The following is a 15,625-nucleotide window of genomic DNA, read 5'->3' as shown; positions in this document are numbered from 1 at the left end:
GCCAGGGCGAGAGCGCAGGAATGGCGGCGGAGGCCGAGCGCCACGCCGACGACGGGCACACCCTCATGAAGGTGAAGCTCGGTTTCGGAGTGCGCGACGACGTCGTGACGATGAACGCGATCCGGGATGTTGTGGGCCACCGGGCCGACTTCATGATCGACGTCAATCACGGCTACGGGCCGAACGACGCAATCCGCCTCGCGAGCGCGCTCGAGGACTTCGACCTGCGATGGATCGAGGAGCCGGTCGTGCCGGAGGACCTCGCCGGCTACCGCCGCGTGCGAGACGCCATCCGCACCCCCGTGGCCGGTGGCGAGGCCGAGTACACGCTCTACGGCTTCGCGGCGCTGTTCGATGCGCAAGGCGTCGACATCGCGCAGCCCGACATCTGCCTCGCGGGCGGCTTCACGGCACTGAAGCACATCAACGTGCTGGCCCAGTCCCACGGCGTGCAGGTCAACCCGCACGTCTGGGGCACCGCGATCGGACAGTACGCGTCGCTGCACGCGCTGGCCAACACTCCGACGACGCATCCTGGCCTCTACGCCGATCAGCCTCTGTTCGAATACGACACCTCGTCGCACCCGTTCCGCACCGCGCTCGTGTCGGAGCCCGTGCAACACGTCGACGGCTGGCTCGACATCCCGCGGGGTGTCGGGCTCGGCTTCGAGCTGGACGAGGAGTTTCTGCGCGCTCACGCGAGTCCGCAGATCTGAGGACCCGCCGTCTCGCGGCCGTCGGGCACAGGAGATCCGGTCGGATGTGGCGACACGTCCGACCGGATTCTTCTGTCACCCGGCTGGTGGTCGACAGCGTCGCCAGGACCGCGATGTCCGATCGCACCCGCCCGCGGCTCGGACGGCGGGGCGCGCTCAGTCGGTGAAGATCTGACCGATCGGCGTGCGCTTCTCCGACTGGAACGCGTCCTCGGAACGGCCGTCTGCCCAGTACGCCGAGAGGGACATCTCCTGTCGCGGGATGCCCCACTCTTCGTTCAGGATCGCACCGATCCGCTTGATCGCCTCCCGCTCACCGTGCGCGAACACATCCACCGCGCCCGCGGGACGCTCGAGGCGCCGCACGGCGTCGACGAGCAGCGCGCCATACGGAGCCGTCCCGCCGGCAGCGGCTGCGCCGTCGCGGTGCAGCCACACCATCTGCACCCCGGCCGGGGCGGCCAGTCCCACCTCCGACTGCGTGTCAGCCACTTCGATCAGGGCGATGCCGCGGGCATCGTGCGGGAGCGCCTCGAGGGCTGCGGCGAGCGCGGGGATCGCCGAGTCGTCCGCGACGTACAGGTACGTGACGTCGCCGTCGGCGGGGGCATACCCACCGCCCGGGCCAGACAACGCGACCCGGTCTCCCGGCTGTGCCTTCGCCGCCCAGGGACCGGCAAGTCCCTCATCGCCGTGCACGACGAAGTCCACCGCGATCGTCCGCGCGTCGTGGTCGACGGAACGCACCGTGTACGTGCGCCGAACGGGCAGCTCGTCGCGCCCGAGGGTCTCTCGCAGCGCATCGAGATCGTACGGCGGTTCCAGACCCGACCCCGGCTTCGCGAAGAGGAACTTCACGTACTTGTCGGTCTGCGACAGCTTGACAGCATCGGCCTCGTCGACGAATCCTGCGAACGCGTCGCCGCCCAGGTGGACGCGCACGAGCTGGGGCGCGATACGTTCGGTGCGCACCACCTCGAACACCCGTTGCACTCCGCGGGGTCGACCGCCGCCGCGTCCTCGCTCACCCCGCGGCTCGCGCCCGTCACGTGCCCCGCCGCGTCCGCCGCGCGTCGTCCCGTTCGATCCCGACTCGGTGCTCACGAATCCACCCGCATCAGTCATGTCCTCAGTCCCTCACTCTCACAACGAGCTTGCCGGTGGCGTGCCCACCCGCGATCTCTACCAACGCCGACCCCGCGTCCTCCAGCGGCACGACGCGGCTCACCGTCGCATCGAGCACGTTCGCCTCGACGAGCGCCAGGAGCTCGGAGAGCATGCGACCCAGATCCCGGACGTGCCGATCCCGGCCCGCGCTGTAGGCGGCGCCGAGGGAGATCTCATGAATGGAGGGCGAGATCGTGAATGGGGCGACCGCATCGAGCTCGGCGCGCCCGGCGATGCAGGCGATACCGCCGGCGTGGCTGAGTAGTCCGAGGTTCGCCGTCGCACTCGTCGCGCTGACGGTATCGACGACCGCATCGATGCCGTGGTCGCCCGCTGACGATCGGATGAGCTCCTGTGCTTCGGGGTCGCGGTAGTCCACCACGGCATCGGCGCCCAGCGCGCGCAGGCGGTCGAACCGAGAGGATGCCGTGGCGATCACTCGGGCGCCCGCGCGTTTGGCCAGCTGGACCGCGAATCCGCCGACACCGCCGTTGCCTGCTGTAACGAGCACGGTGTCGCCGGACTGCACGTGTAGCCGACGCACGACTGCCTGGTAGGCGGTCATGCCGGCGCACGGCAAGGCTGCCGCGGCGGTGAAGTCGACGCCGTCTGGGATCCGCGCCAGCGCGCGCTCGTCGGCGATTGCGTACTCCGCGAGGCCTCCGCGTGCACGGAGGTCGCCGTGGAAGGCGACTCGTTCACCCGGCTCGAACTCCGCTTCGGGACTCACAGCATCCACGACTCCGGCGACATCCAGACCGAGCACGTGCGGCCACCGCCACGCCGGGCTTCCGCGCCTCGCGAGTCCCGCATCGACCGGATTGAGCCCGCAGGCCTCGACACGAACCCGCACGTAGCCCGGGGTGGGCTCGGGTCGGTCGGCCTCGCCCGGCACGAGAGCGTCCGGTGCACCAGGCGCAGGGAGCAGCATCGCGCGCATTCGACTCATGTGGTGACGACCTCGGGCTCGGGGCGGGACTCGGCGACGAGGAGCCTACCCACACTTCCTCGGGGATTCAGAACTTGTAGCGGAAGGTGTCGGGGTCCATTCCGGTCCGCTGGTCACGGTTGAGCGCATCGATGGCGGCCATCTGGTCTGCGGTCAGCTCGAAGTCGAAGAGTGCGATGTTCTCGCGCATGCGCTCGGGGGTCGAGGACTTGGGGAAGACCACGATGCCGGACTGGAGGTGCCACCGCAGCACCACCTGCGCCGGCGTGCGCCCCAGTTCCGCGGCGATGCCGCCGATGACGTCGTCCTTCAGGAGCAGCCCCTGGCCGATCGGCGACCATGCCTCGGTGACGATGCCGTGGGCCTCATCGAAGTCGCGGATCGGCTTCTGCGACAGATAGGGATGGAGCTCGATCTGATTGACGGCGGGAACGATGTCGGAGTCGCCCAGAAGTCGCTCGAGGTGCGGGATGTGGAAGTTCGAGACGCCGACCGCCGGGAAGATGCCGTCACGGTACGCCTCTTCGACGGCCCGCCACACGATCATGTAGTCGCGCACGGTCGGCAGCGGCCAGTGCAGGAGGAACAGGTCGGGCGTCTTGACGCCGGCGTCGACGATGGTCTGGTCGATCGCCCGGTGTGCTTCGTCGTAGGTGAGGTGCGCGTTGCTGAGCTTGCTGGTGAGGAAGATCTCGGCAGGGTCGATGCCCGACTCGGCGATCGCCTCGCCCACCTCGCGCTCGTTCCGGTAGCCCTGCGCGCCGTCGATGTGGCGGTACCCGGCTTCGAGCGCGGCAAGGACGGCCGCCTTCGTGTCCTCCGGTTCGATCTGGAAGACCCCGAACCCGAGCTGCGGGATGCTGACACCGTTGTTCAGGACGATCTGGGGAGCTGTCATGCGACGCGACCTTTCATTCGCAGTGAGCGTGCGCGGTCTGCGCGCGCGCCGCTCGATCGGGAGGATGTCCCGACTCGGCCGTGTTTCCGCGGCCAGAGCACGGATGAGACGATAGCCGCGGACACGCGACTCCTCGCGCGTCTAACGTGCAACCTAACCCTGCACGCCTCCTCGAGACCGTGCGTCCCTCCCCCGGATAGGGTGGGTGCGCCGACAACGGTGTCATCTCCGAGAGTCGCTCAGGGACGAGACGCAGAAGGCGGAGACCATGACCACACCAGATGCAGGGGCATCGCAGGCGAGAGCCCACGCGACCATCCGCGATGTCGCGAAACTCGCCGGCGTCGGCATCAAGACGGTGTCGCGAGTGATCAACGACGAGCCCAACGTCTCGGCCCTGACCCACCGAAACGTCATGCGCGCGATCAGCGAGCTGAACTATCGACCGAATTACAACGCGGGTTCGCTTCGACGCAGCGGCGGCAAGACCCAGACGTTCGGACTGGTGGTCGGAAACGTCGCCAATCGCTTCTGGGGCGCGGTCCACCGGGGTGTGGAGGATGTCGCATCCGAGCACAACGTGGCCGTGCTCGCCGCGAGCCTCGACGACGACACCGCACGCGAGGAGCGGATCATCGGCGAGCTGCTCAGCCGCCGCGTCGACGGACTGATCCTCGCCACGGTGAGGCCAGATCAATCCGCGCTGGTCGTCGAGCAGCAGCGCGGCATCCCGATCGTGTTCGTCGACCGGGAGCCCGAGAACATCGACGCCGACGTGGTCGTGACGAACAATCGCGGTGGGGCCGAGCAGGCGACCGCTCACCTGATCGCGCACAGGCACCGTCGCATCGGATACCTGGGAGAGCCGGGCGGGATGTCGCAGGCTCAGCGTCGTCGCATGGGGTTCAACGACGCTCTCGCCGCCGCCGGCATCGCTGCGAGCGACTCGCCCGTCATCGATGACCTCCGCGACTCCGACGCCGCGCACGCGGCGACGCTCGAGATGCTGACCCGGGCCGACGCGCCGACCGCGCTCTTCTCGAGTCAGAACCACGTCACGATCGGCGCACTGCATGCCCTCCGCGAGCTCGGCCTGCAACGCGAGATCGCGATCGTGGGGTTCAACGACGTCGCGCTGGGCGACCTGATCGAACCAGGCCTCACCGCAATGGCCCAGAACCCTTACCAGATGGGTCGCATCGCAGCTGCGCGCGCGTTCGCACGGCTCGAAGGTGACACCGTCTCACAGCGCATCGTCGTGCGCAGCGTCCTGATCCCGCGCGGCTCGGGCGAGATCCCGCCGAGGCGGACGTGAACGCGGCCGGACCGGTGCTCGGTTCCTCATCGGCGCTGTGGGATGCCGACCCTCGTCTCGCCGGCATCCTCCATCGCCTGTCGGCCACCCTGCAGACAGCCGAGGCTGCGACCACGGATGCCTCGGCGCGCCGATTCGCCGCACAGTTGGTCGACGATCACTTCGTGGACGACGACACGTTCGACGCTGTGTTGGACACGCTCGGTCCGACGGGGGTCGTCCGCCTGATCGGGGCAATCGGAGGGGAGCTCGTCGAGGGATATGCCCGATGTCTCGACACAGCCGAGGACGCTCCCGTCCTCGCGCTGCCGGACGACAGCTCGCTGCAGCATCCGTCCCGTCCGTCCCGCCGCCGACGCGTCGACCCGGACAGCCCGCTCAGCCCCGATCAGCTCGCGGCGCTCGGCGCCGGCGACCGACCCGCCGCCCTGCGCGGGCCGTTCCGGCTGTGGGCGCTGGCACCCGACATCCACTCCGTCGTCGAGGAGCTCGGCACATACTGCCAGCACGAGACGACGCTGCCCGAACGCATCGGCGAGCTTGCGATCATGACCGTCGCACGACGCCGGGATGCGCAGCACCCGTGGATCGCCCACCGCGAGAAGGCGCGCGCATCCGGCATCCCGGAAGCCGCCCTCGAGGCGCTCGCGGCCGGGGACCACCCCGCCTTCGACGATGCCGCTGACGAGGCGGTGTTCGATCTCGTCGACGCGCTCGCCCGCGGCGAGCGCCCGGCCCCCGAGACAGTCCTCGAGGTGCGCGCCGCGCTGAACGACGCGCAGCTGGCGGATCTGATCGCCTCGGTCGGCGTCTACGCGATGAACGCGCTCATCCTCAATGCCTTCGAGCTGCCGCTGCCCGGCGGCGCCGAGCCGCCCTTCCCCGATGTGCGGGACTTCCGCAAGGTCGCCTCCGCCACCCCGATCCCCGACCCCGAGGAGAACTCATGGATCCGTTCGAACAGGTGAAGATCTTCGAGCAGGACTGGCTCGACCCGATCTCGGACGGCGAGGGCATCGCCGACTTCGTCGTCTACCCGCAGCCCGCCCGCGGGCAGGACGCCGAGGGCAGCGCCTTCGTCTACCTCCCGCCGACCTACCCCGACAACCCCGAGGCGCGCTTCCCCGTGCTCTACTGGCTCCACGGCGGCTTCGCCCACTCGCACCAGTCACTGCCGGGCATCGCGCGCATCGACGCCGCCATCCGCGACGGTCGGATGCCGGAGATCATCGTCGTCGCCCCGCAGGGCCTGCCGATCGGCTGGTACCTCGACTCCAAAGACGGCGCGCGCCCGATGGAGCAGATCACCGCCCGCGACCTCGTGTCGTTCGTCGACGCGACCTACCGCACCATCCCCGATCCCTCTGCCCGCGCGCTCGAAGGCTTCTCGATGGGCGGCTACGGCTCGCTGCACCTCGGCTTGAAGCACCCCGACCTGTTCGGACGGATCACCGCCATCGGACCGTCGATCCTGCGCGACATGTCGCTCGAGCCGGCCTTCCGCACCGACAACACCTTCTTCGGCGACGAGGACTACTTCGCCGCCGTGAGCCCGTGGACCCTCCTGCTGGCCAATGCCCCCGAACTGCGCGAGCGCACGTACGTGCGACTGCTCAACGGCAAGGAGGACAACCGGCTCGCCGACGAGATCCGCGCCTTCGGGCAGCAGCTCGCCGACCTCGGCATCCCGCACGAGTTCCGCGAGATCGAGAACGTCGCGCACGACTACCTCGCGGTGATCGACGCCCTGGGCGACGACTACTTCGCCTACTGGCGCGCCTGGGAACCGGCGCTCGCGTGACCGGCGCGGTCGACCCCCGGCTCCGCGCGGGTGCCGGCCGTGCACGGATCGCCTATCCCCCGACGACGTGGCCTCTCGAAGGGTTCACGGGCGAGCACGACCCGCTGTACGCACGGGTGCTCGTGCTCGCCGGCACGGAGCGCGTCGTGCTCGTCGTGGTCGATCAGACGTCGCTGGTCGATGAGACGATCGACGAGGTGCGGGCGACCGTGTCGAAGGCGACGGCGACGGATGCCTCGCACGTGGTGGTGTGCGTGAGCCACACGTTCTCGGCGCCGCACATCCTGGCCCGTGGCGAGACGCCCGATCCTCTCGCCGCCCGGATGGCGGAGGCGAGGGACGCGCTGCTGGGAGCGGTGGAGGCGGCTGCCGCGGATGCCGCCAGGACATGCCGCCGAGCCACCGCCGCGTGGTCGCAGGATCAGTGCGACGTGGCGGTGAACCGGGATGTCGAGACCCGCGAGGGCTGGACGATCGGCGCCGATTCACGGGGCACCACCGACCGGCGTGTGCTCGTGCTGCGCATCGACGACGAGGCGGGCGAACCGATCGCGATCCTCGCCAACGTCGCGGTGCAGCCGTCGGTCATGAGCGACTCGGTGGAGAGCGACGGGTCGCGCCGCACCACGGGCGACCTCGCCGGTGCCGCCGTCGAGGTCGTCGAAGAGACGTTCGGCGGACGGGCCGTCGCGTTCTTCCTGCTCGGCGCGGCCGGCGACCAGGCACCCGTCGTGACGGCCGTGCGCTCGGTGCAGGATCGAACCGGCTCGTCCTTCCGCCTCGATGCCGGCGGTCCGGCGCACCTGGTCGCGACGCTGCTCGGGGAGCGCCTCGGCGCGGTGATCGTGCGCGCCGCGCTCGCCGCGGACGCGGAGCCGGGGCATCCGGTCGTGTCGCTCACGCACCACGAACTGACCGCGCCGGGGCAGGAACCGCTCCCCCGCGAGCGGATCCGGCCCACTCGTGGGCACGAGTTCCGGTCCGCACCCGAGCGGCGACTGCCGTTCTCGATCCTGCGGGTCGGAGACGGCGTGCTCGCCGGTGTGCAGCCCGAACTCAACGCCATGACGGGCCTCGGGATCGCCGCTGACTCCCCCTGGCGCTTCACCGGCGTCGTCACGATGTTCAACGGCGGCGCCAAGTATGCGCCGGACGCCCGCTCTTACGACCGCTTCACGTATGAGGCCCTGTCATCCCGCTATGCGAAAGGCACGGCCGAGCGGCTCTCGGAGGCGATCGCGGCGGCGCTCGCCGACACCCCGCGCTGAGGCATCCACAGGGCGCATCCTTTGTTGCACCATCGGTGTGTTGTGAGCGGAGCCGCGATCTGAGAGATTCGAAAAGTTGACAACGTTGTCGTCGCGCGGCGCGCGACGACAGGAACGGAGCGCAGATGTCCGCAGAGGCAGTGGCCACACGCGTGATCGTGACGACCGAGAGCGGCCGCGTCGCAGGCGAGTCGCGGGGTGCAGTCTCCTCGTTCAAGGGCATCCCTTACGGCGCACCCACCGGAGGCGACGCCCGCTGGCGCCCCCCGACTCCCCCGGAGCCCTGGGACGGCGTCCGTGACGCCCTCGATTTCGGCGCCGTCTGCCCCCAGCACCACCCCGACTTCGACCCGCCGATGAGCGAGGACTGCCTCTTCCTCAACGTGTGGACACCGGATGCCTCCCCCCAGGCCGGCCTGCCCGTGCTCGTGTGGATCTACGGAGGGCGGTTCATCTTCGGCGCCGGAAGCGACCCTGTGTACGACGGGTCACGATTCGCCGCGAAGGGCGCCGTCGTCGTCACGCTGAACTACCGGTCCGGGGTGTTCGGGTTCCTCGCGACGCCCGAGCTCTCAGAGGAGTCCGGTCACGGCGGCTCGGGCAACTACGGTCTGCTCGACCAGATCGCGGCGCTGCAGTGGGTGCAGCGCAACATCGCCGCATTCGGGGGCGATCCCGCCAAGGTGACGATCGCCGGCCAGTCGGCCGGCGCCGCATGCGTGATGAATCTCGTCTACTCGCCCCTCGGCGATGGCCTCTTCCGGGGCGCGATCGCCGAGAGCGGAGCTCTCTACCCGCGCGACCCCGGGCTCGCGTATCTCGCGGCCGCGTATCGGACGATGCCCGACGCCGAGGCCGAGGGGCTGCAGTACATGGCCGAGCATGGGGTCTCCTCGCTCGCCGAGCTGCGTGCGCTCGATGTAGAGTCCCTCCTCGTCGGCAACGACGTCGACGAGAACAGTCACGGTCACCCGCACCGCCCGCCGCCCCTCTTCCGGCCGATCCTCGATGGCCGCGTCTTCCCCCGCACGTATCTGGAGACCCTCGAACAAGGACTCCAGAAGGACGTGCCCGTGATCACCGGGACGAACCTCGACGAAGACGGCGCGTCCCCGCGCCCTCGCGTGACGCTAGAAGCCTTCCGCGCCAAGTCGGCCGAGAAGTACGGCGATCTCACCGACGAGTTCTTCGCCCTCTACCCTGCCGCCACGGATGCCGAGGCGGGAGAGATGTCGAACCTCGCCGCCCGTGAGCAGTCGCGCACCTCGAGCTTCCTGTGGGCGTCGCTGCGAGCGGAGCACTCGACGTCCCCGGCGTACACGTACTTCTGGACCCACGCCGCTCCGGGGCCTGACGCCGAGGAGCGCGGAGCGTTCCACGGATCCGAGATCTGGTACTTCCTCGACAGCCTCGACGCCACAGACCGCCCCTGGAGCGACACCGACCGGCACATCGCACGAACCGTGTCGGCTCACGTGTTCTCTTTCGTGGCGAACGGCGATCCGAACGGCGCCGGGCTCCCGCAGTGGGCTCCCGTCGACCCGGCCCGCCCCGTGACGACCGAGATCGGAGACTCGTTCAGCCCGCTCGAGGTCGCTCCGCCCGAGCGCTTCGACTTCCAGCGCCGCTACCTGCAGAGCCGCGCCCGCGCCCGATGACCGGCGCGTCGCCACGCACGCCTCGGGCAGGGCTGATCCTCGCGCTCGGCGCCATGTCTGCGCTCGGCCCGTTGTCGCTCGACATGTACCTGCCGGCGCTCCCGGCCCTCGCCGACGACCTGGGGGCGAGCGACGCGGTCGGTCAGCTCACGATGTCGGCCTGTCTCATCGGGCTCGCGCTCGGCCAGATCGTGATCGGGCCGCTGAGCGACCGATTCGGCCGACGCCGCCCTCTCCTCATCGGGCTCGGCGCCTACACGCTGCTGAGCGTCCTGTGCGCCCTCGCACCGTCGGCGGCGCTGCTGGTGGCCCTGCGTGCGCTGCAGGGCTTCGCGGGTGCCGCCGGCATCGTGCTGGCCCGTGCGGTCGTCCGCGACTCCTACCGCGGACGCGAGGTGGCCCGGCATCTCGCACTGCTCATCGTCGTCTCCAGCATCGCCCCCCTGGCGGCTCCGCTCCTGGGCGGACAGCTGCTGAAGCTCATGGATTGGCGAGGCGTCTTCGTCGTGCTCGCCGGAATCGGCGTCGCACTCACCGTCCTGGCGGCTTTCGCCGTGCGCGAGTCGCTTCCGGGTGAGGACCGGCACGGCGGCGGACTCGGGGCGATGACGGCGGGGTTCGGTCGGGTCCTCCGCGAACCGCTGTTCACCGCGTCGACGATCGGCCTCGCCCTCAGCGGCGCCGCGATCTTCACCTACATCTCTGCGAGCCCGTTCGTCCTGCAGGGACCCTACGGACTCACCGACGAGCAGTTCTCGTTCGTGTTCGCCGCCAACTCCGCCGGCGTCGCCTCTCTCGGCTACGTCAATGCGGCACTGGTGCGGCGGGTGCACCCCCGCGTCCTGCTGCTGTGCGGCTCATCGGCTGCCGCACTCGGCTCGCTGTGCTGCCTCGCCGCTGTGCTCGTCGGGGCGGGGCTGTGGCCGATGCTCGCCGGGCTGTTCGTCACCGTCGCGTCGGGGGCGTTCTTCAACCCGAACGCCACGGCGCTCGGACTGAGCCTGCACGCGCGCGACGCCGGGACGGCGTCCGCGGTGATCGGCACGGGTCCCTTCCTCGTCGGATCGGCGATCGCGCCCCTGGCACTGGCCGGAGGCGCTTCCGCGGCGACGATGGCGGCGCTCATCGCCGCCCTCATGGTGCTCGCCTGGCTCGTCGCCCTCGTGTTCGTCCGCCCGCTGAGCCGCCGCGCTCATGAGCTGTCCGGCGTCTCGGCGAGCGAGGAGTCGGCAGCGCCGGCCGACCCCGTGGTCCCGCTGCCGCTGAACCCGGCGCCCGATCGGCCCTGATCTCACCCCCGCACACGGTGCGCGGAGAGCTTCCCCGCCCCGTCGCTCGAAAGGACCCATCCATGCGCGACTTGCCCGAAGATCTCGACGATCGAGCCACCGCTCTCCTCTCCCGGGTGGTGCCGGGCGGATTCGTCCCGCCACCCTTCCGCATCTGGGCGCAGAGCATCGACCTCGCCGAGCACGTCGAGCCTCTCGGCAAGTACTGCCGAGAGGAGTCCGCGCTCTCTCCCGCCGCCCGCGAACTCGTGATCCTGCTCGCCGCCGAGCGTTTACGTTCGCCCGGCGCCTGGCAGGCTCATGCCGACAAGGCGCTGGCCGCGGGCCTCCCACGCGAGACGCTGGACGCGCTGGCGTCTGGCACCGAGCCCGCCTTGCCTGACGCCGAGTTGTCGGCGACTTATCGGCTCGCCGACCGGCTGCTGGCCGCGCGCGGGGTCGATGACGAAACGTTCGACCGGGCACGCGACGCGCTGGGCACACGCGGGATCGTCGATCTGATCGGATGCCTCGGCAGCTTCGCGATGTCGGCGTGGGCCCTCAACGCCTTCCGCATGGGCTTCGACGACGCGGCGGCCTGGCCGTTCGAGCAGCCGGCGATCTGAGCCGGAGAGTCCGGCGCGTCGAGCGGCCCGTGTGTCCACACACGAGCCGCTCGAGCTGTCAGCCGGCGAGCGCCTCGCCGTCGTCGAGGAACCGGCGCCGCTCCTCGCGACGCCGGCGCTGCTCTGCGGGGTGCGGTACGGGCGCTGCCATGAGCAGCGCCTTCGTGTAGTCGGCCTGCGGGTTCTCTGCGATCTGCGCCGCGGGTCCACGCTCCACCACCTGGCCGCCGCGCAGCACGACGATCTCGTCGCTGAGGTAGCGGACGACCGGCAGGTCGTGCGAGATGAACAGGTAGCTCAGCCCGCGCGAGCGTTTGAGCTCGGCGAGCAGGTTGAGCACCTGCGCCTGGACGGAGAGGTCGAGCGCACTCGTCGGCTCGTCGCACACGATGAACTCGGGCTCCATCACCAGCGCGCGCGCGATCGCGATGCGCTGGCGCTGGCCGCCTGAGAACTGGGTCGGGTATCGCTCGGCCGCCGTCGACGGGAGGTTGACGTCACGGAGGGCACGCTGCAACCGGTCGGCGATCTCGGCCTTGCCGAGTCCGAGGTTGTGCCTGAGCGCCTCGGTAACGGTGTCGCCGACGGTGCGAGCGGGATTCATCGATCCGTAGGGGTCCTGGAAGATCACCTGCATGCGGCGCGCGAGAAGACGCCGCTCGGCACGCGTGGCGTGCGTGATGTCGACGCCGTCGAAGGTGATCGTGCCGCCGGCCACAGGGGTGAGCCCGAGGATCGCGGCACCGATGCTCGACTTCCCCGAGCCCGATTCGCCGACCAGTCCCACCGTCTGCCCACGCCGCACGTCGAGACTCACGCCGCAGACCGCGTTCACGTCGCCCTTCCGGCCACGGCGCCGATAGGTGACGTCCAGATCCTCGATGCGGAGGATGCTATCGGGGGCTGAATCGCCGCTGCCGGTCATCGGACGACTCCTTCGCTGATGCGGACGGCTTCCTGAACGACGCCAGCGGGCACCATGGACTGTGCCGCCTGCTCGTCCAGGTGGATGCAGCGAGCGCTGCGCTCGTCCCCGCGGCCCACGACCGGGACGAGGGGGATCGTGTTCGTGAGGCAGTCCGGCCCGACCAGCGGACAGCGGTTCTGGAAGCGGCATCCTCCCGGCCAGTCCCGGGGCTGCGGCACCGAACCCTCGAGCACCGGCAGCGGCTGACCCGGCAGCGCGTGGTGGGGGTCGGACTCGAGCAGCGCTGTCGAGTAGGGATGAGCGGGTGTGGTGACGACGTCGGCGACTCTCGCCTGCTCGACCACCTGGCCCGCGTACATGACGACTGCGCGCTCGCAGAGGTCGGCGAGAACACCCCAGTCGTGGGTGATGAGGATGATGGCGGTGCCGGCCTGGCGCAGCTCGCGCAGCAGCTCGAGGATGTCCGCCTGCACGGTCACGTCGAGCGCGGTCGTCGGCTCGTCGGCGATCACGAGCACGGGATCGTTCGCGATCGCGGCGGCGATGCCGACACGCTGGGCCATCCCGCCGGAGAGCTGATGCGGATAGCTGCGGTAGACCCGCTCGGGGTCGGGCAGGCGCACCTTGGCGAACAGGTCGAGCACCCGACGCTTCGCTTCGGCGCGCGAGCAGCGCGTGTGCGCGCGGATAGCCTCGGCGACCTGAGACCCCGCGGTGAAGAGCGGGTCGAGGCTCGCGATCGGGTCCTGTGAGATCCAGCCGATGCGGCCTCCGCGCACACGCCGCAGCTTCGCCGGCGCGGCCGTCGTCAGGTCGAGCCCCTGGAACGTCACAGAGCCGCGGGCGATCGCGCCACCGGCGGGGAGGAGTCCGAGCAGCGAGACGGCGGTGATCGTCTTGCCGCATCCGCTCTCGCCCACGATGCCGAGGGCCTCGCCGGGCAGCAGATCGAAGTCGACGCCGCTCACGACCTCGGTCGGCGCGCCGTCGATCAGCAGCTCGACCGTGAGATCGCGCACGCTGAGCAGAGCGTCGGGGATGGCGGCATCCGTCACCGCTCGTCGTGCGGGCGCCGTCGCGGCAGCGGCGACCCGGCGAGACCTGGCCGTCGGCTTGGGGCTGCGGCGCCGTCCGGTGTGCGCCTGCGTGTATCGCTCGGCGATCGCGTCGCGCAGCCCGTCGCCGAGGAGGTTCAACGCGAGGACGAACGTGATGATGAGCGCGCCGGAGGGGATGAGCAGCCACGGATTCGAGCCGATGTTGCGGGATGCCTCGCCCACGAGGTTGCCCCAGCTCGCCTCCTGCGTTCCCAGCCCGAGGAAGCCGAGCCCGGTCTCCATGAGGACGGCGCCGGCGGCGAACACGCTTGCCTGGACGATGACGGTTCCCACGACCAGCGGGAGGATGTGGCGCGCGATGATCACCAGGTCGCGCAGGCCCGATGTGATGGCGGCCCTGACATACAGTTCCTCGCGCACGCCGAGCGTGGCGGACCGGACGACGCGGGCCAGCCCGGGGGCGGCGATGATGCCCCACGCCGCCATCGCGACCAGCTCGTTGCCGGGGAAGATCGCGAGGATCACCAGGAGCACGATCGTGTTCGGCACCGAGAACGAGATGTCCGCGGTCTTGAGCACGATCTGGTCGAAGGCGCCGCCGCGGTATCCGGCGATGATGCCGGCGGGCACGCCGATGAGGACGAAGCACGAGACGGCGATAAGGGTGGCCGAGAGCGTGATCTGGCCGCCGTACATCATGCGGCTGAGCACGTCCTTGCCGAGTTCGCCCGTCCCGAGCCAGTGGGTCGCGCTGGGTCCCTCGAGGACGTGGTTGAGATCCTGCTCGTTCGGGCCGTACGGGGCGAGCACGGAGGCGAAGACCGAGGCGACCACCACCAGCAGGAGGAACAGCCCCGAGATGACGGCGGACGGCTTGCGGATGAACCGGGCGAGAACGCCGCGATTCTCGACGGACTTGCGGACGACCAGCGTGCCCGTGGGCGGGAGCGAGGCTTTGCGCGGCGTGAGGATCGTACCGGTCATGAGCGGACCTTGGGGTTGATGAAGGCGTAGACGAATTCGATGATGAGGCTCACGATCATGACGATGATGGTGAAGACGACGGCGAGGCCCTGGATGACCGGGATGTCGTGGGTCGACGTCGCGATGACGGACAGGCCGCCCAGACCGGGCATGACGAACACCGTCTCGACCAGGACGGTGCCGCCGAGGAGCACGACCGCGACGATGCCGAGCACCGTCACGACGGGCGAGGCCGCGTTGCGCAGCACGTGCTTGAAGATGATGGACGACTCCGCGATGCCCCGCGCCCGCAGCACCCGCACATAGTCCTTGCCGAGTGAGGCGAGCATTCCGTCGCGCGTCTGCTTGGCGACGGGGGCGGCGGCCGGGATGCCGAGCGTGATCCAGGGCAGTACGAGCGAGCGCAGCCACTCCGTGACCGATTCGGTGGGAGGGGTGTATCCGGTAGCCGGGAAGATCTGCCACGTCACCGCGAAGAGGGCGACCAGCACCAAGCCGAACCAGAAGCCGGGGATCGCGAGGCCCAGCAGGGCGATGACGTCGACGAGCTTGCCGGCCCACCCCCCGCGCAGTGCGCTGAAGACGCCGAGCAACACGCCGACGACGGCCGCCAGGACGACGGCGCCCACGATGAGCGAGATCGTCAGGCCGATGCGATCTGCGATCAAGCTGCTGACGGGTTGACCGTTGATGACCGAGGTGCCGAGATCGCCGTGCACCGCGTCGACGAGCCAGTTCCAGTAGCGGACGAACACGGGCTGGTTGAGGCCGAGCTCCTCGGTGAGCGCGTCGATCTGCTCCTGGGTCGCATTGACCCCGAGGATGACGCGAGCGACGTTGCCCGGGATGAGGCTCGAGAGCACGAAGGTCAGCACCGACACCAACAGGAGCACCGGCAGTGCGCTTGCGGCCCAGCGTCCGAGGATCCGAAGCATGAGGATCCGCCTCTTCTCGCTTTGCTAGAGACTAACCCGCGGGGGCGATGCGCC

The 15,625-nt window shown here is 69.9% G+C and carries 14 protein-coding genes; 8 read left to right on the top strand and 6 right to left on the bottom strand.

Translation table 11 applies throughout. The annotated features are described in order from the left end of the window. Positions 1 to 20: 20 nt before the first annotated feature. On the top strand, positions 21 to 716 hold the full coding sequence (locus Q9R33_RS18770) for a mandelate racemase/muconate lactonizing enzyme family protein (protein WP_311294765.1): 696 nt from the start codon (positions 21 to 23) through the stop codon (positions 714 to 716). 156 nt (positions 717 to 872) lie between these two features. Here Q9R33_RS18770 and Q9R33_RS18765 read toward each other — a convergent pair whose 3' ends face one another. The 3 genes from Q9R33_RS18765 to Q9R33_RS18755 form a co-directional block, all read right to left on the bottom strand. Beyond that, entirely contained in the window at positions 873 to 1,691 is an 819-nt protein-coding gene (locus Q9R33_RS18765; protein ID WP_311294707.1) for a siderophore-interacting protein, read from the bottom strand. A gap of 154 nt (positions 1,692 to 1,845) precedes the next feature. Beyond that, positions 1,846 to 2,814, bottom strand: a complete 969-nt coding sequence (locus tag Q9R33_RS18760) for a zinc-binding dehydrogenase (RefSeq protein WP_311294706.1) — start codon at positions 2,812 to 2,814, stop codon at positions 1,846 to 1,848. Positions 2,815 to 2,899: 85 nt separating this feature from the next. Then, positions 2,900 to 3,730 carry an aldo/keto reductase gene (locus Q9R33_RS18755; protein ID WP_311294705.1) on the bottom strand — a complete coding sequence of 277 codons (831 nt, stop codon included), beginning with the start codon at positions 3,728 to 3,730 and terminating at the stop codon, positions 2,900 to 2,902. Between the two features lie 268 nt (positions 3,731 to 3,998). Between Q9R33_RS18755 and Q9R33_RS18750 the strand changes: the two genes are divergently transcribed. The 7 genes from Q9R33_RS18750 (at position 3,999) to Q9R33_RS18720 (ending at position 11,666) form a co-directional block, all read left to right on the top strand. After that, positions 3,999 to 5,045, top strand: a complete 1,047-nt coding sequence (locus Q9R33_RS18750; protein ID WP_311294704.1) for a LacI family DNA-binding transcriptional regulator — start codon at positions 3,999 to 4,001, stop codon at positions 5,043 to 5,045. Continuing rightward, positions 5,042 to 6,013, top strand: a complete 972-nt coding sequence (locus tag Q9R33_RS18745) for a hypothetical protein (protein WP_311294703.1) — start codon at positions 5,042 to 5,044, stop codon at positions 6,011 to 6,013. The genes Q9R33_RS18750 and Q9R33_RS18745 overlap by 4 nt, the downstream gene beginning before the upstream one ends. Further along, entirely contained in the window at positions 5,992 to 6,846 is an 855-nt protein-coding gene (locus Q9R33_RS18740; RefSeq protein WP_311294702.1) for an alpha/beta hydrolase-fold protein, read from the top strand. The genes Q9R33_RS18745 and Q9R33_RS18740 overlap by 22 nt, the downstream gene beginning before the upstream one ends. Then, positions 6,843 to 8,114 carry a hypothetical protein gene (locus Q9R33_RS18735; RefSeq protein ID WP_311294701.1) on the top strand — a complete coding sequence of 424 codons (1,272 nt, stop codon included), beginning with the start codon at positions 6,843 to 6,845 and terminating at the stop codon, positions 8,112 to 8,114. Before Q9R33_RS18740 ends, Q9R33_RS18735 begins: the two co-directional genes overlap by 4 nt. A 125-nt stretch (positions 8,115 to 8,239) precedes the next feature. Further along, entirely contained in the window at positions 8,240 to 9,772 is a 1,533-nt protein-coding gene (locus tag Q9R33_RS18730; RefSeq protein ID WP_311294700.1) for a carboxylesterase family protein, read from the top strand. Then, positions 9,769 to 11,061 carry a multidrug effflux MFS transporter gene (locus Q9R33_RS18725; RefSeq protein WP_311294699.1) on the top strand — a complete coding sequence of 431 codons (1,293 nt, stop codon included), beginning with the start codon at positions 9,769 to 9,771 and terminating at the stop codon, positions 11,059 to 11,061. The genes Q9R33_RS18730 and Q9R33_RS18725 overlap by 4 nt, the downstream gene beginning before the upstream one ends. A 62-nt stretch (positions 11,062 to 11,123) precedes the next feature. Next, positions 11,124 to 11,666 (top strand): carboxymuconolactone decarboxylase family protein, encoded by a 543-nt coding sequence (locus tag Q9R33_RS18720; RefSeq protein ID WP_311294698.1) that lies wholly within the window; start codon positions 11,124 to 11,126, stop codon positions 11,664 to 11,666. A gap of 58 nt (positions 11,667 to 11,724) precedes the next feature. Here the strand turns inward: Q9R33_RS18720 and Q9R33_RS18715 are convergent, their stop codons facing one another. From Q9R33_RS18715 to Q9R33_RS18705, 3 genes are read right to left on the bottom strand one after another with little or no spacing between them, the layout of a single operon-like run. After that, positions 11,725 to 12,591, bottom strand: a complete 867-nt coding sequence (locus Q9R33_RS18715) for an ATP-binding cassette domain-containing protein (protein ID WP_311294697.1) — start codon at positions 12,589 to 12,591, stop codon at positions 11,725 to 11,727. Continuing rightward, positions 12,588 to 14,636 (bottom strand): dipeptide/oligopeptide/nickel ABC transporter permease/ATP-binding protein, encoded by a 2,049-nt coding sequence (locus Q9R33_RS18710; protein ID WP_311294696.1) that lies wholly within the window; start codon positions 14,634 to 14,636, stop codon positions 12,588 to 12,590. Before Q9R33_RS18710 ends, Q9R33_RS18715 begins: the two co-directional genes overlap by 4 nt. Continuing rightward, positions 14,633 to 15,571, bottom strand: a complete 939-nt coding sequence (locus tag Q9R33_RS18705) for an ABC transporter permease (RefSeq protein WP_311294695.1) — start codon at positions 15,569 to 15,571, stop codon at positions 14,633 to 14,635. Before Q9R33_RS18705 ends, Q9R33_RS18710 begins: the two co-directional genes overlap by 4 nt. Between the last annotated feature and the right edge of the window lie 54 nt (positions 15,572 to 15,625).

The organism is Microbacterium sp. PRC9 (assembly GCF_031844125.1).
Classification (GTDB): Bacteria; Actinomycetota; Actinomycetes; order Actinomycetales; family Microbacteriaceae; genus Microbacterium.
This window is presented reverse-complemented; position numbering and strand designations above follow the sequence as displayed.